General features: G+C 60.4%; 22 protein-coding genes. 9 read left to right on the forward strand and 13 right to left on the reverse strand.

The window, feature by feature from the left end; genetic code table 11:
- On the forward strand, positions 1 to 1,278 hold the full coding sequence (locus ACO1VH_RS07400; protein WP_486243863.1) for a CaiB/BaiF CoA transferase family protein: 1,278 nt from the start codon (positions 1 to 3) through the stop codon (positions 1,276 to 1,278).
- 243 nt (positions 1,279 to 1,521) lie between these two features.
- Positions 1,522 to 1,902 (forward strand): DUF3597 domain-containing protein, encoded by a 381-nt coding sequence (locus ACO1VH_RS07405; protein WP_486243864.1) that lies wholly within the window; start codon positions 1,522 to 1,524, stop codon positions 1,900 to 1,902.
- Between the two features lie 74 nt (positions 1,903 to 1,976).
- Here ACO1VH_RS07405 and ACO1VH_RS07410 read toward each other — a convergent pair whose 3' ends face one another.
- The 7 genes from ACO1VH_RS07410 to pgi form a co-directional block, all read right to left on the reverse strand.
- On the reverse strand, positions 1,977 to 2,519 hold the full coding sequence (locus ACO1VH_RS07410; protein ID WP_486243865.1) for a sn-glycerol-3-phosphate transporter: 543 nt from the start codon (positions 2,517 to 2,519) through the stop codon (positions 1,977 to 1,979).
- A gap of 108 nt (positions 2,520 to 2,627) precedes the next feature.
- Positions 2,628 to 2,993: a glyoxalase superfamily protein gene (locus tag ACO1VH_RS07415; protein WP_486244226.1), complete on the reverse strand. Its 366-nt coding sequence runs from the start codon at positions 2,991 to 2,993 to the stop codon at positions 2,628 to 2,630.
- Between the two features lie 16 nt (positions 2,994 to 3,009).
- Entirely contained in the window at positions 3,010 to 3,330 is a 321-nt protein-coding gene (locus ACO1VH_RS07420; RefSeq protein ID WP_486243866.1) for a hypothetical protein, read from the reverse strand.
- Positions 3,331 to 3,424: 94 nt separating this feature from the next.
- Positions 3,425 to 4,360, reverse strand: coding sequence for a transaldolase (tal, locus tag ACO1VH_RS07425; protein WP_486243867.1), 936 nt, complete (start codon positions 4,358 to 4,360; stop codon positions 3,425 to 3,427).
- 106 nt (positions 4,361 to 4,466) lie between these two features.
- Positions 4,467 to 5,333, reverse strand: coding sequence for a MurR/RpiR family transcriptional regulator (locus ACO1VH_RS07430; protein WP_486243868.1), 867 nt, complete (start codon positions 5,331 to 5,333; stop codon positions 4,467 to 4,469).
- Positions 5,334 to 5,351: 18 nt separating this feature from the next.
- Positions 5,352 to 6,821, reverse strand: a complete 1,470-nt coding sequence (zwf, locus tag ACO1VH_RS07435) for a glucose-6-phosphate dehydrogenase (RefSeq protein WP_486243869.1) — start codon at positions 6,819 to 6,821, stop codon at positions 5,352 to 5,354.
- A 156-nt stretch (positions 6,822 to 6,977) separates the two neighbouring features.
- Positions 6,978 to 8,618 (reverse strand): glucose-6-phosphate isomerase, encoded by a 1,641-nt coding sequence (pgi, locus tag ACO1VH_RS07440; RefSeq protein ID WP_486243870.1) that lies wholly within the window; start codon positions 8,616 to 8,618, stop codon positions 6,978 to 6,980.
- Between the two features lie 344 nt (positions 8,619 to 8,962).
- Between pgi and edd the strand changes: the two genes are divergently transcribed.
- Together edd and eda are read left to right on the forward strand one after the other, a co-directional pair.
- Entirely contained in the window at positions 8,963 to 10,876 is a 1,914-nt protein-coding gene (gene edd, locus ACO1VH_RS07445) for a phosphogluconate dehydratase (protein WP_486243871.1), read from the forward strand.
- 7 nt (positions 10,877 to 10,883) lie between these two features.
- Positions 10,884 to 11,507, forward strand: a complete 624-nt coding sequence (gene eda, locus ACO1VH_RS07450; RefSeq protein WP_486243872.1) for a bifunctional 4-hydroxy-2-oxoglutarate aldolase/2-dehydro-3-deoxy-phosphogluconate aldolase — start codon at positions 10,884 to 10,886, stop codon at positions 11,505 to 11,507.
- 6 nt (positions 11,508 to 11,513) lie between these two features.
- Here the strand turns inward: eda and ACO1VH_RS07455 are convergent, their stop codons facing one another.
- Positions 11,514 to 12,662: a GGDEF domain-containing protein gene (locus tag ACO1VH_RS07455; protein WP_486243873.1), complete on the reverse strand. Its 1,149-nt coding sequence runs from the start codon at positions 12,660 to 12,662 to the stop codon at positions 11,514 to 11,516.
- A gap of 169 nt (positions 12,663 to 12,831) precedes the next feature.
- Between ACO1VH_RS07455 and ACO1VH_RS07460 the strand changes: the two genes are divergently transcribed.
- Positions 12,832 to 14,586 (forward strand): cation:proton antiporter, encoded by a 1,755-nt coding sequence (locus ACO1VH_RS07460; protein WP_486243874.1) that lies wholly within the window; start codon positions 12,832 to 12,834, stop codon positions 14,584 to 14,586.
- Between the two features lie 103 nt (positions 14,587 to 14,689).
- The gene (gene rpiA / locus ACO1VH_RS07465; protein WP_486243875.1) at positions 14,690 to 15,361 is read left to right on the forward strand and encodes a ribose-5-phosphate isomerase RpiA; all 672 of its coding nucleotides are present in this window, start codon (positions 14,690 to 14,692) and stop codon (positions 15,359 to 15,361) included.
- 84 nt (positions 15,362 to 15,445) lie between these two features.
- Here rpiA and ACO1VH_RS07470 read toward each other — a convergent pair whose 3' ends face one another.
- From ACO1VH_RS07470 to ACO1VH_RS07490, 5 genes are all read right to left on the reverse strand, one after another.
- Entirely contained in the window at positions 15,446 to 17,545 is a 2,100-nt protein-coding gene (locus tag ACO1VH_RS07470) for a putative bifunctional diguanylate cyclase/phosphodiesterase (protein ID WP_486244227.1), read from the reverse strand.
- A 254-nt stretch (positions 17,546 to 17,799) separates the two neighbouring features.
- On the reverse strand, positions 17,800 to 17,970 hold the full coding sequence (locus ACO1VH_RS07475; protein WP_486243876.1) for a hypothetical protein: 171 nt from the start codon (positions 17,968 to 17,970) through the stop codon (positions 17,800 to 17,802).
- A gap of 61 nt (positions 17,971 to 18,031) precedes the next feature.
- Entirely contained in the window at positions 18,032 to 18,361 is a 330-nt protein-coding gene (locus ACO1VH_RS07480) for a putative quinol monooxygenase (protein ID WP_486243877.1), read from the reverse strand.
- A 111-nt stretch (positions 18,362 to 18,472) separates the two neighbouring features.
- Positions 18,473 to 18,643 carry a hypothetical protein gene (locus ACO1VH_RS07485; protein ID WP_486243878.1) on the reverse strand — a complete coding sequence of 57 codons (171 nt, stop codon included), beginning with the start codon at positions 18,641 to 18,643 and terminating at the stop codon, positions 18,473 to 18,475.
- Positions 18,643 to 19,788: a PepSY-associated TM helix domain-containing protein gene (locus tag ACO1VH_RS07490; RefSeq protein ID WP_486243879.1), complete on the reverse strand. Its 1,146-nt coding sequence runs from the start codon at positions 19,786 to 19,788 to the stop codon at positions 18,643 to 18,645. Before ACO1VH_RS07490 ends, ACO1VH_RS07485 begins: the two co-directional genes overlap by 1 nt.
- A gap of 106 nt (positions 19,789 to 19,894) precedes the next feature.
- Here ACO1VH_RS07490 and ACO1VH_RS07495 point away from each other — a divergent pair, with 106 nt between their 5' ends.
- From ACO1VH_RS07495 to ACO1VH_RS07505, 3 genes are all read left to right on the forward strand, one after another.
- Positions 19,895 to 22,090, forward strand: a complete 2,196-nt coding sequence (locus tag ACO1VH_RS07495; RefSeq protein ID WP_486243880.1) for a TonB-dependent receptor — start codon at positions 19,895 to 19,897, stop codon at positions 22,088 to 22,090.
- 133 nt (positions 22,091 to 22,223) lie between these two features.
- A complete protein-coding gene (locus ACO1VH_RS07500; RefSeq protein WP_486243881.1) occupies positions 22,224 to 23,474 on the forward strand; it encodes an Hsp70 family protein in 1,251 nt (416 codons plus the stop codon).
- A 302-nt stretch (positions 23,475 to 23,776) separates the two neighbouring features.
- Positions 23,777 to 25,231, forward strand: a complete 1,455-nt coding sequence (locus tag ACO1VH_RS07505) for a Ppx/GppA phosphatase family protein (protein ID WP_486243882.1) — start codon at positions 23,777 to 23,779, stop codon at positions 25,229 to 25,231.
- Positions 25,232 to 25,249: the final 18 nt, after the last annotated feature.

The raw sequence follows: 25,249 nt of genomic DNA on the forward strand, positions 1-25,249 counted from the left end.
ATGACGACAAACGTATCGAATAACGCATCAAACAATGCATCTGATAAAGCCTCCGGTCCGCTGGCAGGCATCAAGGTTCTCGAACTCGGCACGTTGATCGCCGGTCCGTTCTGCTCGCGCATGCTGGCTGAGTTTGGCGCCGACGTCATCAAGATCGAAACGCCGGACGGCGGCGATCCGCTGCGCCAATGGCGTGTGCTGAAGGATGGCACTTCGCTTTGGTGGAGTGTGCAGTCGCGCAATAAGAAAAGCCTGACGCTGAACCTGAAGGATGCACGCGGGCAGGAAATCGCGCGCAAGCTCGCGCTGGATGCCGACATCATCATCGAGAACTATCGTCCCGGCGTGCTGGAAAAATGGTCGCTCGGCTACGAACAGTTGAGGGCGATCAATCCGGCCACGATCATGGTGCGCCTGTCGGGCTTCGGCCAGACCGGGCCGATGAAGGATCAGCCGGGTTTCGGCGCGGTCGGCGAATCGATGGGTGGATTGCGTTATGTATCGGGCTTTCCGGATCGTCCGCCGCTGCGCGTAGGCATCTCGATCGGCGATTCGCTGGCGGCGCTGCACGGCGTGATCGGTGCGATGATGGCGCTGCGCCATCGCGATGTCACCGGCGGACGCTGGAACGGAAAGTCGGATACAGATTGTGTGGCGGGGCAGGGACAGATGGTGGACGTGGCCTTGTATGAAGCCGTTTTCAACATGATGGAATCGCTGGTGCCGGAATACGATGTCGCCGGCGTCGTGCGCGAGCGCACCGGCGGCGCGCTGCCCGGCATCGTGCCGTCGAATACCTATACGACCGGCGACGGTGAAAACATTGTTATCGCCGGCAACGGCGATGCGATCTTCAAGCGCCTGATGCTGGCCATCGGTCGCGACGACATGGCCAATGATCCGCAACTGGCGCGCAACGATGGCCGTGTGCCGCGCGCGGTCGAGATCGACGAAGCGATCCAGTCATGGTGCGCAACGCAGACCATAGCCAGCGCACTGGAAACGTTGAAAAAGGCCGATGTGCCGACCGGAAAGATTTATTCGGTGCGCGACATGCTGACCGATCCGCAATTCCTTGCGCGCAACATGTTTGAGCAGCATGCGTTCGCCGACGGTTCGCCGGTCAAGCTGCCGGCGATCACGCCCAAGCTGTCGGCTACGCCAGGCGAGACGCGCTGGCTGGGGCCGCAGCTCGGACAGCATACCGACGAGGTGCTGCAATCGCTGGGATACGATGAACAAGGCATCGCCGTACTGCGTGCCGACGGCGTGGTGTGACGAAAGAGAGGGCACGAATGAATCGTCAATTCTGGAAGCAGTTCGCGATCGCGCTGGCCTTGTTCCTGCTGGGATACTGGTCGTTCAACGGCCTCTTCGGTTAGTGCTGCATGTTCCGATTTATTTGCAGGCTTCTGCTGCCACGGGAAATCTGCTTAAATAAGCTTCCCTGCCGTTCAGGCATCGCCGGACTGTCGTACCGGAAGCGCCGGGGAATTTTCTTCACTTGAAAAGGAGGATCAGATGGGCATTCTGAGCACGATTTTCAGCAAGATTTTTCCGTCCGCCAAGGCAGAACCGGCACCGACTGCAACGGCATCGACTTCCGCTCCGGCGGCAGGATCAGCCGCGGCGGCTCCACCCGCTGCACAGGTCGATGTCGCCGCCATCCTGAACGATCTGGCCGTCAAGAATCCGCAGAAACTGAACTGGCGCACGTCCATCGTCGATCTGATGAAACTGCTCGATCTCGACAGCAGCCTGACGGCGCGTAAGACGCTGGCACAGGAGCTTGGTTACAAGGGCGACATGGGAGATTCTGCGACGATGAACATCTGGCTGCACAAGCAGGTGATGATCAAACTGGCAGAGAATGGCGGCAAGGTGCCGGACGAATTGAAATAAGCCGTTTGTCGAAGATAAAAATCGGGCATCGCTGCAGGGCGGTGCCCGATTTTTTTATGCCGCTTTTTGCGCTCTTAGAAGCGCACCCCGCCGGTCCACATCGCGCCGGCCGTGCCGAACACGATGATTTCGGTGCAGAGCTGCTTATAGCAGTAGCCGACTGCGGGCAGCACGGCGGGCGCCGTACCGTATTTGTTCAACGGGATCTTGTCCTGGTATTCATCCTTGTAGCCGTGGATCAGGCCGCCGACGATCTTGATGTAGGCATTCGGCGCGGCATCGAAGGGATGATATTTCTTTCCCCAGTAAATCAACGTGGTCGGTTGCCGGTACGAGTTCTTGAAATAGGCACCGCCGACGACGGTATTGTCGCGGTAATTCCATTCCAGATTCAGCAGATGCTGCGTGTTGTTGTGTATCGGATCGGGATGGAAATGGCGGGTGGCGATGCTGGTGTTGAAATAAAGATTGTGCGGCGCGCTTTCAGGTGCGGCGACGTCGATTGCATTGTCGGCAGTATTGCCGGTTTCCGCCTGCGCCGATGCGGCAAGCGGCGCGCAGAAGAGAAGCGCGACGATGAAAGTCGACGTGAAACGCATCAATGGGGTAGTGATCATGCATCTGAAAAAGAGGGAACGATATCGGTCTGACATGACACAGGGCAATTCGTTCCGCTGTCGTTTTCAGCGAATGTCGCGGGCGCGGGCAGCAGTAGATGCAGGCGATCAGGTCCCGGTCTCGACAAAAACCAGCCGGTTGCCGAACGGATCGTGGACGGTCATTTCGCGACTGCCCCATGGCGTGTCTTCGATGCCCGGTTTCATGTAGCGATAATTTTTTGCCGTCAGTTCGGCATGGAAGTCATCCAGCTGCGCTGTTTCTATCCGCAGCGCCGTACCGGGGCTGCAGTCGCCGTGGTGTTCGGTCAGATGCAGCACGCATTCGTTGCGCGACACCTGCAGATAGAGAGGAAAATTCTCGCCGAAACTATGCGTCCAGTCGATGCCGAAACCGAGAAAGTCCACATAGAATTCCGTCGCCTTGTCCACATCGAAGATGCGCAGCAGGGGCGTGATGCGCCCGAAATGCATAGGATTCCCGGTCAATTCATTTGCCGAGCAGTGTGCCGGCTGTGATCAGCAGCGACACGATGGCCAGCACGATTGCGATATTGGCGCGGCGCGCCATCGTCGAGCAGGAGAGCGAGACATTCTGCAATTGCTCGATCGTTTCCTTCAGCAGTTTCGATTGCTCGGCTTGCAGCGATTCGTAGTATTCGAGCTGTTTGATCGCCGCGTTCAATTTTTCCTCGTGATCGGCGGAGGGATTGATGCGTGGCGGCGGTGCGCTGGTTTTCTTGAACAGCCTGCTGGCCGTATCGATCAGCGTCGGCAGCGTGGCGATGATGGTGGTCCAGGGTACGGGCATCTGGTTTCCTTTCGATGACGGTTCGCGATAACACATCGGACGCCGCCGGGAGCAGGCCCGACGATGGATCAGTGTGGCGCCTCAGTGCAATGCCTCAGTACAGTGCCTCAATCAGCTTTTCCAGTTTCACCGCATCCGCGCAGAACGCGCGTATGCCTTCCGCCAGTTTTTCCGTCGCCATCGCATCGTCGTTCAGCATCAGGCGGAATGTCTTTTCGTCCAGCACGAGTTTGTCGACTTGCGTCTGCTGTGCCGCTTCGGGACTTAGTTTGCGTTCCAGCGGCGCATCGGTTTCGGCCAGCTTCTGCAGCAGTTCCGGGCTGATCGTCAGCAGATCGCAACCGGCCAGTTCGACGATCTGCGACGTATTGCGGAAGCTCGCGCCCATGACTTCGGTCTTGTAGCCGAACTTGCGGTAGTAGGTGTAGATGCGCTTGACCGATTGCACGCCCGGATCGTCGGCGCCGGTATAGTCGGTGCCGGTGCTTTTCTTGTACCAGTCGTAGATGCGGCCGACGAATGGCGAGATCAGTTGCACGCCGGCTTCGGCGCAGGCGACTGCCTGCGGCAGCGAGAACAGCAATGTCAGGTTGCAGCGGATGCCTTCGGCTTCCAGTGCCTGCGCTGCGCGTATGCCTTCCCATGTCGAAGCAATCTTGATCAGCACGCGTTCGCGTGCGATGCCGGCTTCTTCGTACAGACGGATCAACGCACGGCCCTTGGCAATCGTGCCTTCGGTATCGAAAGACAGGCGCGCATCGGTTTCGGTGGAGACGCGGCCCGGAATCACTTTCAGGATTTCCTGGCCGAAGGCGATCAGCAGGCGATCGATGATTTCTTCGGTGCGCTTGCCGGCATGATCGCGCGCGACGCGTTCCATGATCGGGCGGTATTCGTCCTTCTGCACGGCTTTCAGGATCAGCGACGGATTGGTGGTGGCATCCTGCGGTGCAAACGCCTTGATCGACTGGAAATCGCCGGTGTCGGCGACGATGGTGGTGTACTGCTTCAATTGTTCGAGCTGGTTCATGACGGTCTCTGTCGTTTTCTGTTATTTATCTGTGCAAGCAGGTTCTATTGTACGTCGTGCTTTGCGTCGCGGACTGCAGTGCCGGTGGGGGCAGAAGCCGGGCGATCTAATCGCCGTCCGGCATTTGCAGGAAAGAATCGAATTGCATCTCGATCTTCTGCAATGCCTTTTGCGCGTGGGCCATCTTGCGGCGGCGTTCGGCCGGCAGGCGCAGTGCCAGACCGACGGCGAGGATATCGATGACGACCAGATGCGCGAGCCGTGCCGAGATCGGCGTGTACGGATCGGTGTGGAAGTGCAGGTCGATCGGGATCAGCGCCGTCGCCAGTTCGGCCAGCGGCGTGCCGCTCGGCGCCAGCGCGACGACATCGGCGCCGCTCGTGCGCGCCAGCTGCACGCTGCGCAGCAGTTCCGGGCTAGTGCCGCGCTGCGAGATGGCGACCACGGCATCGCCTTTTTTCAGCAGCGACGCCGCGATGCTGTGCACGTGCGGATCGCTGTAGGCAACGGTCGGAATGCCGCAACGGAAGAACTTGTGCTGCGCGTCGGCGGCGATGATGCCGGAGGTGCCCTGGCCGTAGAACTCGATGCGCGTGGCGTGCGACAACAGTTGCAGCGCGCGCTCGACGGCATCGGGGTCGAGGCTGTTGCGCAGGTCGAGCAGGGTATTGATCGAGCGGCCGCAGATCTTGATGACCAGATCCGCGGCGGGATCTTCCAGCGCCGGCGATGCATCCGCGCCGGGAGACAGCGCCAGGCTTTGCGCCAGCTTCAGCTTGAAGGCATGCCAGCCGTCGAAGCCGATCGCGCGGCAGAAGCGCACCACGGTCGGTTCCGATACGCCGGCTTTCTTCGCCAGTGCGGCGATGTTGGCATCGATGGCGCGTTCCGGCTGCTCCAGCACGGCAAGAGCGACTTTCTTTTCCGACGGGGAAAGCGAATCGTATTGCGTGCGGATGGCGTCGAGCAGCATGCGAGAAAGTGATCCGGCTTATTCGGGCAGCACTTCTTCGCGCCATTGCAAGCCGTCGCGCCCGATCAGCGCGCTGGCGGCGGCCGGGCCCCAGCTGCCGGCGGTATACGGAATCGGCTCGTTGCCTTCCTGTTCCCAGTAGCGCAGCACGGGTTCGACCCATTCCCAGGCGGCTTCCAGTTCGTCGCTGCGCATGAACAGCGTCAGATGTCCGCGCAGCACGTCCAGCAGCAGGCGCTCGTAGGCATCCATGCGCGGCGTCTTGAAGGTTTCGGAAAAATCGAGTTCCAGTTCGACCGGCTTCAGGCGCATGCCGTCGCCCGGCGTCTTCGCCATCAGGTTCAGCTGCAGGCCGTCGTCCGGCTGCAGGCGGATGACGAGGCAGTTCGGCAGGAAGCTGCTGGCCGATTGCGCGAAGATCGAATGCGGCAGCGACTTGAAGCGCACGACGATCTCGGCCAACTGGTCGGCCATGCGCTTGCCGGTACGCAGGTAAAACGGCACGCCGGCCCAGCGCCAGGTATCGATCTCGGCTTTCACCGCGACGAAGGTTTCGGTGTTCGAATCGGGATCGGCACCGTCTTCCTGGCGGTAGGCGGGCACCGGCTTGCCTTCGACGTGGCCAGCGCGATACTGGCCGCGCACGACGTTGCGCGACAGGGTGGTCGGCGTGAACGGCTTCAGCGAACGCAGGACTTTCAGTTTCTCGTCGCGTACCGCATCGGCACCGACCGACAGCGGCGGTTCCATCGCGGTGATGCACAGCAGCTGCAGCAGGTGGTTCTGCATCATGTCGCGCAGCGCGCCGGACGTTTCGTAGTAGCCCATGCGGTTACCGACGCCGATTTCCTCGGCAATCGTGATCTGCACGTCTGAAATCCATTCGCGCCGCCAAAGCGGTTCGAACAGCACGTTGCCGAAGCGCAGCGCCAGCAGATTCTGCACGGCTTCCTTGCCGAGATAGTGGTCGATACGGAAGATCTGCGATTCCTTGAAGACGCGGCCGACTTCCTGGTTGATCTGCTTGGCGCTTTCCAGATCGCGGCCCAGCGGTTTTTCCAGCACGACGCGCGAATTGTCGGTGGCGAGGCCGCGCTCGGCGAGGTTATGGCAGATCTGCGCGAACAGCGTCGGCGACACGGCGAGATAGAACACGCGCGTCAGTTTCGCATCGTTACGCAATGCGTCGATCAACGGCTGATAGGTGGAAGCGTCGGTCGCGTCCAGAGAAACATAACGGATGCGTGCGCAGAATTTGTCCCATGCCGCCTGCGAGAATGCCTTTTCGGCGATGTGCGGCCGTGCGTTCTCGTTCAGCGCGCCGACGAATTCCGTATCACTCCAGGGATGGCGGCCGACGCAGACGATCTGCGCAGTCGACGGCAGATCGCCGGCGCGGTCGCGGGCGTAGAGCGCGGGAATCAGCTTGCGCATCGACAGGTCGCCGCCGCCGCCGAACAGGACTAGATCGAAATCGTTGAGTGCCATGATGATGAAGGAATCCGGTATGTGTTGTCAGGTATTGCTTGGGTTTTCGGGCTTCGTGAACGGTAGCAGGAGTTTCCGGCAGCGGCAATTCGCACAATGCGCATTCAAGTCATTCATCGGGGGCGTGAATCGGAACGTTGAAAACGTTACGGAACACTACAGCGCCTTGCGGGCACGTGCGATCAGGCCATTGGTCGAACTGTCGTGCTGCGCCGGTTTCGGCTGGCCGACCAGTTCCGCCTCGATGTTCTTCGCCAGCACCTTGCCGAGCTCCACGCCCCACTGATCGAAACTGTTGATGCCCCAGATCGCACCCTGCACGAAAACCTTGTGCTCGTACAACGCGATCAGTGCGCCCAGCGTTGACGGCGTCAACGCATCCATCAGAATCGTGTTGCTGGGACGGTTGCCGGGGAAGGTGCGGTGCGGGATCAGCCGTGCGATTTCGGCATCGGGCAAGCCTTGCGCTGTCATGTCGGCGCGCACTTCGTCGGCGGTCTTGCCGCGCATGAAGGCTTCCGATTGCGCGAAGCAGTTCGCCAGCAGGCGCGCCTGATGATGTTCAAGGTGATGCGACGGTTTCAATGCAGCGATGAAGTCGACCGGCGTGATATCGGTGCCTTGGTGCAGCATCTGGAAGTAGGCGTGCTGGCCGTTGGTGCCGGTGTCGCCCCAGATGACGGGGCAGGTGGCGACCGATACCGGTGCGCCGTCCATCTGCACGCGCTTGCCGTTGCTCTCCATTTCCAGCTGTTGCAGATAACCGGGGAACAGCGACAGATCCTGATGATAAGGCGCGATCGAAATCGACGTGCTGCCGAGGAAATTGCGGTTCCAGATACCGGTCAGCGCCATGATGGCCGGCAGGTTTTTTTCCAGCGGCGTGGTGCGGAAATGCGTATCCATCGCATGCGCACCGGCAAGGAAATCGCGGAAGCCGTCGATGCCAATTGCCAGTGCCAGCGACAGGCCGATTGCCGACCACACCGAATAGCGTCCGCCGACCCAGTCCCAGAAGGGAAACATGTTTTCCGGCGCGATGCCGAACTCTGTCACCAGTTCCAGATGCGTGGAGACGGCGACAAAATGCTGCGGCAATCCGCTTTCCGGCGCATGCTGCAGGAACCACGCGCGTGCCGATTGCGCATTCGTCATCGTCTCGGATGTGCTGAAGGTCTTGGACGAAATGATGAACAGCGTGGTCGACGCATCGATCTGTGGCAGCAGCGCATCGAGATCGTGGCCGTCGACGTTGGAGACGAAGTGCATCTTCAAGCGCGGATGGCAGAACGGGCGCAGCGCCTGGCAGGTCATCTTCGGGCCCAGATAGGAGCCACCGATGCCGATGTTGACGATGTCGGTAATCGTGCGGCCGTCATGGCCCAGCCATGCGCCGGAACGCACGCGTTCGGTGAATTCCGCGATGCGATCGAGCACGGCATGCACGTCGGCAACCACGTCGTGGCCGTCGTGCAGCAGCTTGTCGCCACGCGGCCGGCGCAGTGCCGTGTGCAGTACCGCGCGATGTTCGGTGCCGTTGATTTCCTCGCCGGCAAACATCGCATCGCGTTTTTTCTCGACTTGCGCATTGCGTGCGAGAGCGCACAGCAGCGTCATCGTCTTTTCGTCGACAATGTTCTTCGAGTAGTCTAGGAACAGGCTGGCGCCTTCGGTGGAGAATGTCTCGAAACGCTTGGCATTGCGGGCGAATAGGTCGCGCAGCTGCCAATGGCGGGCATCCTCCAGATGCTGTTGCAGCGCTTGGTAGGCAGGAGTGTCGGTAAGGGAAGTGGGCATGACGGTATGGCGATGATTGAAATAACTATATCAGATTATGGTAATTCCACTACAAATAGTTTCGGTGCAGTGCCTGCGAAGCGAACGGGAGACGCATTGTCCGGTCGCAAGCGTCCTGTAACGGATAACGCGATCGGCGGAAAGTTCCATTGACAGGGGAAAGCGCTTCGCGGACGTCCGCCGATTGTCATCGGGCAGAAATGAATTTCATCCGTGATCGGCAGTCATAGCGGGAAAGACCGGCCGCGCGTGCTGGAGCATTTCCGGGAGCATTTCCGCATTTGCTTGCCGGACGGCATGTCATCTTGTAGTAAAATTTCACATTCGATTTCGAGGAAGAATCCATGCAGCTCCACCCCGTCCTAGCCGCCGTTACCGGACGCATCATCGAGCGCAGCCGCCCTTATCGCGCCGCCTATCTGCAGCATCTTTCGGAATCCGTCAGCCGCGGCGTGCATCGCAGCACGCTGTCGTGCACGAACCTGGCGCACGGATTCGCCGCTTTCCCGCCGAACGACAAGCTGGTCCTGAAGCAGCAGAAGCTGCCGTCGGTCGCCATCGTGTCCGCCTACAACGACATGCTGTCGGCGCATCAGCCCTATCATCGCTTTCCCGACATCATCCGCGAAGCGGTGCGCCATGCTGGCGGCGTCGCGCAGTTCGCCGGCGGCACGCCCGCGATGTGCGACGGCATCACGCAGGGGCAGCCGGGCATGGAACTATCCTTGTTTTCGCGCGACACGATCGCGATGTCGGCCGGGATTGCGCTGTCGCACAATATGTTCGACGCCGCCGTCTATCTGGGCATCTGCGACAAGATCGTGCCGGGCCTGTTGATCGGCGCGCTGCACTTCGGCCATCTGCCGGCCGTGTTCATCCCGAGCGGACCGATGACGACCGGCATGTCCAATTCCGAGAAATCACGCATCCGCCAGTTGTATGCGCAGGGCAAGATCGATCGCGATGCATTGCTGGAAGCGGAGAGCAAGTCGTATCACGACGCCGGCACCTGCACCTTCTACGGCACCGCCAACAGCAACCAGATGCTGATGGAAGTGATGGGCCTGCATTTGCCGGGTGCAGCCTTCGTCACGCCGAATACGCCGCTGCGCGATGCGCTGACCGCGCAGGCGGCACGCCGCGCCGTCGAGATCAGCCTGCAGGGCGGGGCGTTCACGCCGGTGGGGCAGCTGGTGGATGAAAAGACCATTGCCAATGCGATCGTTGCGTTGCTGACGACGGGCGGCTCGACCAACCACACGATTCATCTGGTGGCGATCGCGCGTGCGGCCGGCATCGTCATTGACTGGAATGATTTCCATGATCTGTCGACTGTTGTGCCTTTGTTGACGCGCATCTATCCGAACGGCGAAGCCGACGTCAATCATTTCCATGCCGCCGGCGGTACCGGTTTCGTGATCCGCGAACTGCTGGACGCCGGCCTGCTGCACGACGATGTGACGACCATCCTCGGCAAGGGTTTGCGCGCGCATTGCTGCGAGCCTTTCCTGGAAGGCGAGAATGTGGTCTGGCGTGATTCTCCCGATACCAGTGCCGACGAGAACGTATTGCGCCCGGCCGAGCGCCCGTTCGCGCCGGATGGCGGCCTGCGTCTGCTGACCGGCAATCTCGGCCGCGCGGTGATCAAGATTTCTGCCGTCAAGCCGCAGCATCATCTGGTCGAGGCGCCGGCCATCGTCTTCAATTCGCAGGAAGATTTCATGCACGCCTACCAGGACGGCAAGCTGAACCGCGATTTTGTCGCCGTGGTGCGCTTCCAGGGGCCGAAGGCGAACGGCATGCCGGAACTGCATGCGTTGACGCCGGCGCTTGGCAGTCTGCAGGATGCCGGCTATCACGTCGCGCTGGTGACGGACGGACGCATGTCCGGCGCATCCGGCAAGGTGCCGGCGGCGATCCACGTGTCACCTGAAGTTTTGGCGAACGGTCCGTTGGGCCGTGTGCGCGACGGCGACATGATTCGCCTCGATGCCGAAGGCGGCACGCTGCAGGCATTGGTCGACGAAGCGGAGTGGCAGCTCCGGCCGCAGGCAGCAGCAGACTTGTCTTCCAACATGATCGGCATGGGGCGCGAACTGTTTGCGATGTTCCGCGCCACTGCCGGTGCGGCGGAAGAGGGCGCGGCCAGCTTCGGCCTGCCGCATCTGATGACGCCGGCATCGACGGAAATCAACCAGCCCAAGGGTGATGCCGAGCCGTTCAGCGACGAAGATACCCACGTCCAACAATCGATATAGGCCATCCATGATGAATTTGCTTGAAATCATGCGCGTCTCGCCGGTGATTCCGGTGATCGCGATCGACGACATCCGTCATGCGGTACCGATGGCGAAGGCCCTCACGGCCGGCGGCATTCGTGTGCTGGAAGTCACGCTGCGCACGCCGCACGGCATTGCTGCGATTCGTGCAATCGCGGAGCAGGTACCGGAAGCCATCGTCGGTGTCGGCACGCTGACGCGGCCTGAAGAGTTTGCGCAGGCGCGCGACGCAGGCGCGGTATTCGGCGTGTCGCCAGGGCTGACGACGGCCTTGATCCAGGCAGCAGCGGCCAGCGGGTTGCCGCTACTGCCCGGCGTGATGACGCCGTCGGAGATCCTCGCTGCCCGCGAAGCCGGATTCCGCCAGGTCAAGCTGTTCCCGGCAGTACCGGCGGGCGGCGTCGGCATGCTGAATGCGATTGCGGGGCCGATTCCCGACATGCTGTTCTGCCCGACCGGCGGCATCACGCAGCAGACGGCTGCGCAATTCCTCGCTTGCAAGAATGTCGCCTGCGTCGGCGGTTCGTGGCTGACGCCGAAGGATGCGCTGGCAGCCGGCGACTGGGCGCGAATTACGGAAATGGCTAAGGCGGCAGCGGCGCTGCGCTGATCTCGATCAGGCGGCGCTGACGATGCGGTTGCGCCCGCCCGCCTTGGCCTGGTAGAGGGCAGCGTCGGTACGCCGCATCAGGTCGGCAATCGATTCCTGTCCCGTGCGTACGGCCATGCCAATGCTGACCGTGCAGGACACCAGACGGACTTGCTCCGGATCGGGCGCTGCCGCCAATGTCAGACGCAATCGTTCGGCGATCACCATGGCTGCTGCCGCATCGGTTTCCGGCAGCAACACCGCGAATTCCTCGCCGCCGACGCGCGCGATGCAATCCATGCCGCGAATCTCCTTTTCCGCGCGCTGGACGATTTCCTGCAGCACGCGATCGCCGACCGCATGACCGTGCGTATCGTTGATCTGCTTGAAATGATCGACGTCGAACAGCAGCAGCGATAGCGCCCGGCCGGTACGGCGCACGCGCACCAGTTCGCGTTCGGCCAGTTCGAAGAAGGCACGGCGCGACCAAGCACCGGTCAGGAAATCCCGGTTGGCGGCGGCCATCGCCTGTTCCATCATGCGGTTGTGGACGATCATGATGATGCCCATCGCGAATACGGGAATCACCATCGTACCCATCGAGATGAACAGCAGATTCACCGGCGACGACTGGAATGCCGACGACAGCTGCTCGATATTGCTGCCATGCACGATGCCACGCACGCCATGGGAGAACGCAAAAAAAATCGCCATGCAGCCAGTGAAACGGCAGGAATAGCGTGCCGTATCGTTGGCGGAGGCGCGCAGTACGAGCAGGCCGATGGCAAGGCACAGCACGCCGTGAAACAGCGAGACGAGTGCGATGCGCACGTGCAGCATGTCATAGCCGTAATGGAACAGGGCGAGCAGTGCGATCAGCAGCGCCAGCGACCCAGCCAGCGTTTTCGTCGGAACCGGGCGCGCGAAGAAGCGGCAGAAACCGGTATAGAGCAGGCAGATGGCAGCGGCATACAAGGTATTCGCCAGCTCGAACGACAGGATGGGAGCGATCTTGCCGCGACTGGCGAACAGCAGCAGCGCGACGATGGCGCTCACGATCGCCAGCAGCCAGTCGCGCACGCCGGGGATGCCGCTGCGCATCAGCGACAGCAGCACGAACAGCATGACGACGCCGAAAGCGGCCGTAAGCAGCAGGAGATTGAAGGAGTTGAGCATGATCGGTCTGGAAGGCGGGGCATAGTATAGCCGCGTTATGCCGGCGCAAGATCATTGTGTGGACACCGGAATCACCACTGTGTAATTTGATGGCAGCGAACAGCGGTACGGATATCTTCCCGTCTGCGTAATCCCGGCGGGCGGCTTCAGACTTTGGGAAGAGGCAGCTATGCATGGAGCGGAATTCATTCAGGACCTTGCAGTGATCATGCTGATCGCCGCCATCGTCACGCTGCTGTTCCACTGGCTCAGGCAGCCGGTCGTGCTCGGCTACATCCTGGCCGGCGTCATCATCGGCCCGCACACGCCGCCGTTCGAGCTGATCCAGGACGACCACACGATCAAGATCGTGGCCGAGCTGGGTGTGGTGTTCCTGATGTTTTCGCTGGGGCTGGAATTCAACCTGAAGAAACTCAGCAGCGTCGGTCTGACGGCTTTCGTCTGCGCGATGTCCGAGATCGTGCTGATGACGTGGATCGGCTACGAGATCGGCCGCTACTTCGGCTGGAACACGATGGATTCGCTGTTCCTCGGTGCGATGCTGGCGATCTCTTCCACCACCATCATCGTCAAGGCACTCGACGAACTGGGCATGAAGCGCGAACGCTTCGCGCAGCTGATCTTCGGCATCCTGATCGTGGAAGACATCCTGGCGATCGGCATGATCGCGCTGCTGTCCGGCATCGCGATGAACGGTTCGGTCGATGCCGGAGATGTGTTCGCCACCGTCGGCAAGCTGTCGCTGTTCATGATCGTCACATTGGTGCTGGGTCTGCTGATGGTGCCGCGGCTGCTGGCCTGGGTGGCGCGCTTCGAGAGTACGGAAATGTTCCTGATTGCCGTGCTCGGCTTGTGCTTCGGGTTCTGCCTGCTGGTGCTGAAGCTGGACTACAGCATCGCGCTCGGTGCCTTCATGATCGGCGCCATCATGGCGGAAGCGCGCCAGCTGCATTTGATCGAACGGCTGATCGGGCCGATACGCGACATGTTCAGCGCGCTGTTCTTCGTCGGCGTCGGCCTGCTATTCAAACCGGCGGTGCTGGTGGATTACGCGCTGCCGATTGCGCTGATTACGGTGGCGGTGGTGCTGGGCAAGATGGTGTCTTGCGGATTGGGTGCCTTCGTCACCGGCAACGGCGGCCGAACTTCGCTGCGCGTCGGCATGGGGTTGTCGCAGATCGGTGAATTCTCGTTCATCATCGCATCGCTCGGCCTGTCGCTGCGGGTAACCAGCGAATTCCTTTATCCGATCGTGGTGGCCGTGTCGGCCGTGACCACACTGCTGACACCTTATTTAATCAAGCTGGCCGATCCGCTGTCGAGGCAGGCGGCGGACGCGATGCCAGCATCGATTGCCAATGTCGCGAGCCGCTACACGGCGTGGCTGCGCAGCAGCCAGCCGGAGGGCGACCGCGCGGCGCTGATCCGCATCGTGCTGCGCATCGTTGCACAGGTGCTGGTGAATTTTGCGATGACGGTGGCGGTGTTCGTCGCCGGTATCTACATCTTCGGCGTGATCGAACTGAACCTGGCGTCGTCGATTTCCGACGAACAAATCCAGAAGGCCATCGTCTGGGGCGGCGCGCTGACGATATCGCTGCCGTTCCTGATTGCCGCCTACCGCAAGCTGAAGGCCTTGAGCCTGCTGCTCGCCGAACTGGCGATCGGCGACGCCGGCATTGTCGGCCGCGGGCTGCGGCGCGTGGTTTCCGAAGTGATTCCCATCGTTTCGATCGTCGTGATCCTGGCGCTGATCGCTTCATTGAGCCGGCGCATTCTGCCGTCGCCCGAGATGCTGATGATTATTCTGATCTGTGCCGCAGCGCTGACCGCATTGATGTGGCGACCTTTTGTGCGCTGGCATTCGCGGCTGCAGATCGCGCTGTTCGATACGCTGAAGGGCGAGCCGGATGGCAATGCATGATGCGAACGCCGTTGCGCATCGATTCAGCCTTGCCCGCGGCAGGGAACCGCACGCATCCGTTAAAATAGCAGCCTTCCGACCAGACTTCCTTTTCCGAATTGCAATGACTCAAGACGAAATGAAACAGGCGGTGGCGCGCGCCGCCATCGAATACGTGGTGCCCGGCGAGATCATCGGCGTGGGCACCGGCTCCACGGCCAACTTCTTTATCGATGAACTCGGCGCGATCAAGGATCGCATCAAGGGTGTGGTGGCGTCGTCCGAGGCGACGGCAGAGCGACTGCGCGGCCACGGCATCGAAGTGTTCGACCTGAACGACGTCGATTCGCTGGCCGTCTACATCGACGGCGCCGACGAAATCACGCTGCAGGGCGCGATGATCAAGGGCGGCGGCGCGGCGTTGACGCGCGAAAAGATCGTCGCATCGGTGGCGCGCCAGTTCGTCTGCATCGCCGACGGTTCCAAGCTGGTCAAGATGCTCGGCAAGTTTCCGCTGCCGGTCGAGGTAATCCCGATGGCGCATGCCGCCGTTGCGCGCAGCCTGCGTGCACTGGGTGGCGATCCGCAACTGCGTGCGAAAGACGGCAAGCCGGTTGTTACCGACAACGGCTGCTACATTCTTGACGTGCATGGCCTGCGGATTGGCGATCCGGTTGCGGCGGAACAGCAGATCAACCAGATCGTCGGTGTGGTGACGGTCGGCCTGTTCGCGCAGCGCGGTGCCAACGTCGGCCTGCTGGGCACGGCGGAAGGCGTGAAGCGGATGACGTTCTGATACGTCTTGCCCGAAGGCAAACGGCCGGCAAACATGCCGGCCGTTTTCATTTTGATCCGCCCTTGCGCGTGGTGGCCGATGGCTTCATGTCTGCAGCAGACGCAGGAAATCCTTTTCAGGCACCGGCCGACTGATCAGATAGCCTTGTCCTTCGTTGCAACCGTTCTGCCGCAGCAATGCGGACTGTTCCGAGGTTTCTATGCCTTCGGCCAGCACGTTCAGATTGAGATTGTGTCCGAGCGAGACGATGGCACGCACGATGGCGGCGCTGTTGCCGTCGGTGGCGATGTCGCGCACGAAGGACTGGTCGATTTTCAGCGTATCGACCGGGAAGCGTTTCAGGTAACTGAGGCTGGAATAACCGGTGCCGAAATCGTCGAGCGAAATCCTCACCCCCATCGCGCGCAACTCGGTCAGCATCGCGAACGATTTCTCGACTTCGGTTGCCATCACGCTTTCGGTGATTTCCAGTTCCAGCCATTGCGCTTCCAGGCCGGTTTCCGCCAGTACGCGCTCGACCTGCTGCACGATGTCGCCGCGAGCCAGTTGGCGCGGCGACAGGTTGACGGAAATCACGACTGGCGGATAGCCGGCATCCTGCCACGCGCGATTGCGGCGGCACGCGGTCTGCAGCACCCATTCGCCGATCGGGATGATGAGGCCGGTTTCCTCCGCCAGCGGGATGAAGGCGCCGGGCGAGATGAGGCCGGAATGCGGGCTGTTCCATCGGATCAGCGCTTCGACACCGATTATCTCACCGCTGGCGAGATTCAGTTTCGGCTGGTAGTGCAGCACCAGTTCGTCGTTCGGAATCGCCTGCCGCAGCCGGTTCAGCAGTTCCAGCCGGTCGGTGACGGTGGAATTCATCTCGGCCGAGTAGTACTGGAACATGTTGCGGCCAAGTTCCTTGGCCTTGTACATCGCCGAATCGGCGTGCTTGAGCAGCGTTTCCGCATCGCGGCCGTCGTTCGGATACAGCGTGATGCCGACGCTGCAGGTGATGCGGAATTCCAGGTCGTTGGCGGCCCACGGTTTTGCCACTTCGTGCAGTACCCGCTGCATCGTCTGCGTGATCGATTCCTCGTTCGGCTGACTGGTCAGCAGCAGCACGAATTCGTCGCCGCCCTGGCGGGCGACCGTGTCGCTTTCGCGCAGGCAGGATTTGAGCCGCTGCGCGGTGATCTTCAGCAGTTCATCGCCGACCTGGTGACCGAGGCTGTCGTTGATGAACTTGAACTGGTCCAGATCGAGGAAGGCGATCGCAGTCAGGTTGCCGTAGCGTTCCGAATGCAGCATCGCCTGCTGCATGCGGTCGTACAGCAGTGTGCGGTTGGGCAGGCCGGTCAAGGCATCGTGCGTGGCCTGGAAGCGGATCTCGGCTTCGTGCAGCTTGCGTTCGGTGATCGCTTCCACCGTGCCTTCGAAGAACAGCAGTTTGCCACTGCTGTCGTGTACGGCGCGTGCGTTTTCCGAAATCCAGATGATCTCGCCATTGCGGCAGTAGATGCGCGATTCGAAATTGGTGACGACGTCGTTCTGCTCCATCAGCCGCATGAATTCGGTGCGGCGATGCGGATCGACGTAGAGCTGATGATCGATGTCGCGCAGCATGTCGATCATTTCCTGCGGCGAATCGTAGCCGTACATGCGCGCCAGCGCCGGGTTCACCGCGAGGTAGCCGTCGTTCGGCGTTGATTGATAAATCCCCTCGATTGCATTCTCGAAGATGCTGCGGTAGCGGCGCTCGGCCTCGCGCAGCGCTTCGTCGGCCTGCTTGCGTTCAGTGATGTCCTGGATGAAACCTTCCAGCACATCCCAGTGCTTGCGCCCCGGTGTGATGTTGGTGCCGCGTTCCCATACCCAGCGGATGGCGCCGTCGGCGCGCACGATCCGGTATTCGATGTCGAAGCGGCGATTGTTGGCGACGGCTTCCAGGATCGTCGTGCGTACGTGCCGGCGGTCTTCGGGATGCGTAATCTGGTCGTAGGAGATGCGGCTGTTGAACAGGATGTCTTCTTCGCGGTAACCGGTCAGCGCCAGACAACCTTCGCTGACGAATTCCATCGTCCAGTGTTCGTCCAGACGGCAGCGATAGACCATGCCTTCGAGGTTGGCGAGTAGTGTGCCGAGCATGCGTGCCAGCAACGCAGGATCGGTGGAGGCGGATGGCATCGACAGCAGCATGGGCGAACGATTCGGATCACGATGGCGACAATTCATCGTTCCCTTGTAGCAATAATGGTGCCATCGCCTTGAGGGATGGACGCACTGCAATGACGCAACCCTATTGCCGGGAAAACAATCGGCTATCGATGCTGCAATTTCAATATGAGAAGAAAGGCAACGAATCCCGCGAGCAGCGCGATGAGAAGAGAAACTGAGGAGGGAGATGAAAAAACGGCGGCCCCAAGGCCGCCGTTTTTCGTGTCGAGAGCAGTTCAGCGCGGACGATCGACGATCTCGCGCGCCATCCTGTCCTGACGATCGTAGAAATCGCGCGTGCCGATGTCGCCGCGATTGCGTTGGCGATCGGGTACGAGGAATTCGAGATCGTGGATCAGCTCGTCGTCGATTTCCGCGTCTTCGTCGTTGCCCCAGCTGGTATTCATAAGATTCTCCTTGCAGGCCGGTATTTTACGATGCCGATGCCAGCGCTGCCAGTGTCGTCAGTCAGCCGAGCGAATCGGGCACTTCGCCGTTGCCCGGCAGCTTGGCTGCCATGACGTCCATGCGTTCTATTGCCAGCGGCCTGGCCAGCAGTTCGCCGGCCCGCTGGCCGAGCGCCTTGGCGATTTCGCCTTCCAGATGCGCCTTGCGGCCGGCTTCATCGGCAAAGGCATCGAAGATGCCGAAGGTGTGATTGTCGAACTTGACGGCGAACCATGAGACGGTCGCCGGCTCACCCAGCGCATAGGAAAGTTGCGCACGCAGAAATTCTTCCAGTTCCTTTTCCTTGCCGGGCTTGGCTTCCAGACGGACTTGCAGTGCGACGTTCACCATGATGGTCTCCTATCGAAATGGACGGGATACAACAACAACGGGGATATCGTCGATTCTATTACGGTTCCGCCGCAAGGAATGTGCGGTGAAAAACGGAAGCCGTCGAAATCTCTAGTGTTTTGGCAGGCTGTACCAGCCAGCCACGACCACCGGGATCGCCAGCGCGACAGCCGATAACGCATCCCACACGTCGTCGCCCAGCAGTGCGGCGATCAGGCCGACGGCGGTGATGATGCCGATCAGGATCGGCACGCCCCACATGCGTTTGAAGGCGGCATCCATCAGATTTCCTTTCCTGCGGTAGCCAGCGCCGGCTGTGCGGACTCGTTGGCTTTCGGCACTTTCTTGCGCTTGAGCCACAGATACAGACCGCTGCCGAGCACGATGATGGTGGCGATATCCAGTAGCGCCCACAGGATCTGCATCGGCAGGCCGCCGTAATCGCCGAAGTGCAGCGGTTGCGAAATCAGCAGCGCCGTTGCGTACCACGGCAGCGTGCGACTGTCCGTCACCTTTGCGGTTTGCGCATCGACCAGCACCGGCTTGAGCAGGCGCGATGTCGCCGGCGTCTCGCCGCGCATGAAAATCCCGTAATGATGCGGGCTGGAGAACGAGGTACCTGGGAAGGCGATGAAAGACAGCTTCATGCCGGGTTCCAGTGCCCGCGCTGCATCGACCGACTGCTGCAGCGAGCCGAGACGTGCAGGCGGCGGCAGGTTCTTGTACGGCGCGATCATTTCGCTCATCTGGTCGTAGCGCCAGTAGGCAATGATCGGATCGGCCAGCGTGTTGATGACGCCGGTCAGCGTTACCACCGATGCCCATACCAGCGTGACGATGCCGAGCAGGTTGTGCAGGTCCAGCCATTTGACGCGCGGCGAGTTGTCGCGGCGCACGGTGCCAAAATCCAGTTTGCGCATGAAAGGGGAGTAGAGGATGACGCCGGAGACGATCGCCACTGCCAGCAGCAGCCCCATGAAACCGAGGAACAGCGTGCCCGGCAGACCGGCGAACAAGTCGACGTGCAGACGGAACATCAGATTGATGAAGCCGCCTTCCAGTCTCGGTTGCCCCAGCACGGCGCCGGTACGTGCATCGACGGCGACCTGCTTCAGGTCGGTGTCGGAAGTCGGCGTTGCGCCCATCGTGACGAACCAGATACGGTCGTCATCTTCCTCCTGTGCGGCGAACATGCCGACCTTGTCGGGGAATTGCGATTTCGCCACTTCCATCACGCGATCCAGGCTGACGCGCGGCGCATCGGCGGACATTTCCGGCGCCTCGATATCGTCGCCCAGCAGATGGCCGATCTCATGGTGGAAGATCAGCGGCAGGCCGGTCAGGCACAGCAGCAGCATGAATACGGTGCAGACCAGGCTGCTCCATTTGTGTATCCATGCCCATTGGCGGAGGCGGTGGGCTTTCATGTCGATCCTGTTGTATGAATGACGAATATTAATGCAAATCATTCCCATTTGAAATGACGGCGACTACAATGAGAACCTTTCTCATCTGAAAGACAGGTATTTCCTCATGTCCTCCCGATTCCGACGTTCCCCCATAGCCATTGCAGCCTTTCTCGTGGCCGGCGGCGCTTTTGCACAACAGTCGACCGATACGACTGTCACCACGCCCGAGCAGACGCTCGGCACCATCGTCGTCAATGCGTCTGCAGACGCTTCGGCGGAGGGTTTGTCGAAACCATATGCAGGCGGGCAGGTGGCGCGCGGCGGTCGTATCGGGATTTTGGGGACGCAGGACAATATGGATGTGCCGTTCAATATCACCAGCTATACGAATGAGCTGATTCAGGATCAGCAGGCACGCACGATTGGCGATGTGTTGAAAAACGATGCATCGGTGCGCGTGGCACGCGGTTTCGGTAATTTTCAGGATTCCTACTTCATTCGCGGCTTCATTCTGCAATCCGACGAGGTTGCTTATAACGGCTTGTATGGCATTCTGCCGCGCCAGTTGATCGCCACGGAACTCGTCGAACGCGTCGAAGTACTGCGCGGCGCGAGCGCTTTCCTGAACGGCGCGGCGCCGGGCGGCGGTGCTATTGGCGGTTCGATCAATTTGGTGCCTAAGCGCGCGGGTAACGAACCTTTGACGCGCGTGACCGTTGGCGAGGCGACTGGTGAGCAATACCGGGTATCGACCGATATCGCGCGTCGTTTTGGGCCGGATCAAAGTGTTGGTATCCGTATCAATGCAGTACGCGGAAATGGTGGTACAGGAGTTGATAGGGAAAATGTGGATACCAGCGTGTTGTCCGTCGGGGCAGATTGGCATAGTCGCGATGTGCGGTTGTCCGCCGACTTGGGCTTCCAGGACAATCAACTCAAGCGAACCAGGCCAAGCGTGACGCTGGGAGCAGGATTGACTTCTGTGCCAAGTCTCCCAGATAGCGACGACAACTGGGCGCAGAATTGGACCTATTCCAATGAACGCGACAAATTTGCAACGCTGCGCGGCGAGTATGATATTGCTCCGAATATGACAGCATGGGGTGCCGTCGGTATACGCAAGAGCAAGGAGGCAAGTTCGCTTGCCGGCATCAGGGTGGATGATGCGCAAACCGGAGACGCCAGCACTTACCGTGCCGACACGACGCGCGAAGATACGGCCAAGAGCGGGGAAGTTGGCGTGCGCTGGAAAGTACGTACGGGCGACGTGGGGCACAGCATCGTGGCCTCCGCCTCGACCTACCGCTTAGATAAAAAGGCTGCGTATGCATGGAGCAGTTATTACGCATTGCCGACCAATCTCTATCGCCCGACTTTTTACGCTCCACCGGCTCTTGACGGGTTCAGGGGCGGCGTTCTGGACCATCCTGCGATCACGGGACGTACTCGGCTGAATAGCACGGCAATTGGCGACACGCTGTCGTTCGCGGACGATCGCGTGCTATTGACCTTGGGCATGCGCCATCAAAGCATTGACGATCGCTCGTATGACTACAATACCAGCGCTGAAACGGATGCCTACAAGAAATCCAATAATTCTCCGTTCGCCGGCGTAGTCTGGAAAGTGCGTGACGGTCTGTCTGCCTATGCCAATTACATTGAGAGTCTCAGTAAAGGAGATGCGGCGCCTGGCGACGCCATCAACAATACGGCCATGCTTTCACCGTACGTCTCCAAGCAGAAGGAAGTCGGCCTGAAGTACGACGGTGGCCGTATTGGTGGCACCGTCGCCTTCTTCACCACCGAGAAACCGAGTGGCGTGCTGGATCCCGTCACGAAAATCTTCAGTGAAGGCGGCAAGGACAGGCACCAAGGCGTTGAATTGTCGGTATACGGCGAAGCGGCAAAAGGCCTGCGTGTCCTGGGCGGCGTGACATTCCTTGACGCCAAGCAGCGCGATACGGCGGGCGGAACGAACGACGGCAATCGCGTCATCGGCGTTCCCAAGGTCCAGGGCAATCTCGGTGTCGAATGGGATGTGCCTGGCATCCAGGGATTCTCTCTGGATTCGCAGATCGTCGCGACGGGAAGCTCTTATGCCGATGCGGCGAATACACAGCGGGTACCGGGTTGGGCGCGTCTTGATCTGGGCGCGCGCTACATGATGGAAGTGAGCGGCAAGCTGCTGACATTGCGGGCACGTGTCGACAACGTTACGGATCGCGATTATTGGGCGTCCGTCGGCGGCTATCCGGGCAATGGCTACCTGACCGAAGGCGCACCGCGCACGTTCACCGTCAGCGCTTCGATGGACTTCTAATCCTTTCCGTAAGACGGGGAGTGCAATGCTTCGGTATTGTCCTCCCTGTCCGTTTCCGGCGGAAGCATCCTGCTTCCGTCTTCTTTTTCCGTAATGCCGTATCATCATGGCCCTTTCACCAATGGAACGCGCCATGACAAACGCATGCGGTGTCGATTTCGGCACATCGAACTCGACCTTCGGCTGGCATCGGCCGGGGCAATCGCCGCTGCTGCAGCTGGAGGACGACAAGGTGACGCTGCCGTCCGTCGTCTTCTTTAACGCGGACGAAGAACAGGTTTACTACGGCCGTGCGGCGCTCTCCAACTATCTTGAAGGCTACGAAGGCCGCCTGATGCGGTCGCTGAAGAGCCTGCTCGGCACCGGCCTGATCGACGATCAGACGGAAGTGATGGGAACGGTGTTGCCGTTCCGCATGCTGCTGACGCAGTTCATCGGTGAACTGAAGCGCCGCGCGGAAGCAGCGGCGGGGCGCGAATTCACGAATGCAGTATTGGGACGACCCGTATATTTCGTAGATGGTGACGAAGAGGCGGATATGCTGGCCGAGGATACGCTGTACGAGATCGCGCAATCGGTCGGCTTCAAGGAAATCGAATTCCAGTACGAACCGATCGCTGCCGCTTTCGACTACGAATCGCAACTCGATCGCGAGGAACTGGTGCTGATTGCCGATATCGGCGGTGGCACGTCGGACTTCTCGCTGGTGCGCCTGTCGCCGCAGCGTGCGAAACAGGCCGACCGCCGCAGCGATATCCTGGCTTCCGGCGGCGTCCATATCGGCGGTACCGATTTCGACAAATACATGAGTCTGGACAGCATCATGCCGCTGCTTGGGCTGGGTTCGCGCCTGTCCAACGGCACCGAAGTGCCGTCCAGCTATTACTTCAACCTGGCGACCTGGCACACGATCAATCTGGCCTACACGCAGAAGACCTGGCTGCAGATCAAGGACATCTACCGCGATGCACGTGAAAAGGAAAAGCTGGATCGTCTGCTGAACGTGATCGAGCAGCGTGCCGGCCACTGGCTGGCGCTGAAGGCGGAAGAAGGCAAGATCGCGCTGTCGTCGGAACTGCAGACCGAATTGCATCTTGATCGCCTGCAGCCGGCGGAGTTGCTACTGCTGAAGCGCGACAGATTCGAGCAAGCCATCGGCAAGCTGGTCGATTCCGTCGAAAATACGGTGGCGTGCCTGCTGGTCGATGCAGGCATCGCCGCGCACGACGTCGATACCGTCGTCTTCACTGGCGGTTCCAGCGGCGTGAATCTGCTGCGCGAACGCATTGCCGCATTGCTGCCTGCCGCACGTCGTGTCGAAGGCGATCTATTCGGCAGCATTGGCGCCGGACTGGCGCTGGATGCGGCAAGAAAATTCGGCTGAAGCATTTCCGATCTCCAGACTGCCATTCGTGCAGTTGCGTTTTGTAGCGAACTGATTGGCACTGATCATTTGCCATTTTTCTGACATTCAGGCGACACACAACATGAGGCGTGTTTCCTGTTTGGCGGACGTAGAGCTAAAATGGTATAAATAATTTCCGTATTTTTCGACATGAGATTCCGATCGCAGTTTGCTGGCGACTGGAATCGTCATCAAGCGGTCACAATGCAGGATTATCTTCACGAACTTTTCGTCGCGGCTCGATGCTGCCGCGCACAGGAAAACACGCCTGAAAGGATCAGATGTTTGCGGCAGTGGATTTGGGATCGAACAGTTTTCGCCTGCATATCGGCCGACACGATGGCGAGACGATGCGCATCATCAAGAGCGCACGCGATCCGATCCGCCTTGGCTCCGGGCTGGATAACAAAGGCAATCTGACTGCCGCGGCGATGGACAGCGCCGTCGAATCACTGGCCCGTTTCAATTCCATCCTGAGCACTTATCCATTGAATGCGGTGCGTGTGGTCGCCACCAACACGATGCGCATTGCGAAGAATGCTTCGGCTTTTCTGCCGCGCGCGGAAGCGGCGATCGGCTATCCGATCGAAATCATCTCCGGCGAGGAAGAAGGGCGACTGATCTATCTGGGCGTCGCCAGTGCCTTGCCGTCGAACGAACGCCGGCTGGTGCTGGACATCGGCGGCGGCTCGACCGAACTGATCCTCGGCAAAGGGACGGAAATCGAGGTCGTCGAATCGTTCAGCATCGGCACGGTGCCGCAGACGAACGGCTTCTTTGCGGACGGCAATATCGATGCGGCCGCCTTCGATGCCGCCATCCTGTCCGCACGTTCGCGCTTCGAGGATGCCGCGCCGCAATATCGCGAAAAATCGTGGACGAATGCCTACGGTTCGTCCGGCACGATACGGGCGATTGCCGATGCGATTGCGCGCAACGGCATCGGCGACGGCGCGGAGTTGACGCTAAAGAGCCTGGAAGCGATGAAGCGCCGCCTGATTCAGTTCGGCCATGCCAGCCGCATCGATCTGGCCGGCATGAAGGCCGACCGCGCGACCAGCATTACCGGCGGGCTGGCGACGCTGATCGGCATCATGCAGGAACTCGGCATCCGTTCGATGAAGCCGGTGGAAGCCGGCTTGCGGATGGGCGTGTTGTGGGATCTGCAGCTGCGCGCAACGCTGCGCGACCGGCGCGAATGGTCGGCGCGCGATTTCCTGCGGCGTTTTCATGCAGACGAGGGACGTGCCGATCGTGCCGCCCATATTGCAGCGACGATATTTGCACTGCTGAAGCCGAACGACGATACCTATGCGCGCTTGCTGTACTGGAGCGCGCTGCTGCACGAGATCGGCCTGTCGGTCTCGCACAGCGGCTATCACAAGCATGGGGCCTACATGATCGAGAACGCCGACCTGTCAGGCTTCACGACGCGCGAGCAGCGTACGATGGGGCGCTTCGTGCTGGCGCAGAAGGGGAATCTGCGCAAGATCGGCGACAGCCTGGCCGATGCGGATTTCGCCAAGGCTGTGCTGGCCTTGCGGCTGGCAGTAACGCTGATGCATGCGCGTATCGATGTCGGCCCGGATGCGGTACGCCTGAAGATGAAAAACCGCATCGAGCTGGAAATGCCGCGTGCGTGGGTGGAAAGCCATCCGACGGTTTCCTACTGGATCGCCAAGGAGCAGGAGGCCTGGGGCGAGGTCGGCGTGGATTTTTCCGTTCGTCTGGCGTGATTGTCACAGCGTCGGCTG

It is taken from the genome of Oxalicibacterium sp., from assembly GCF_057353965.1.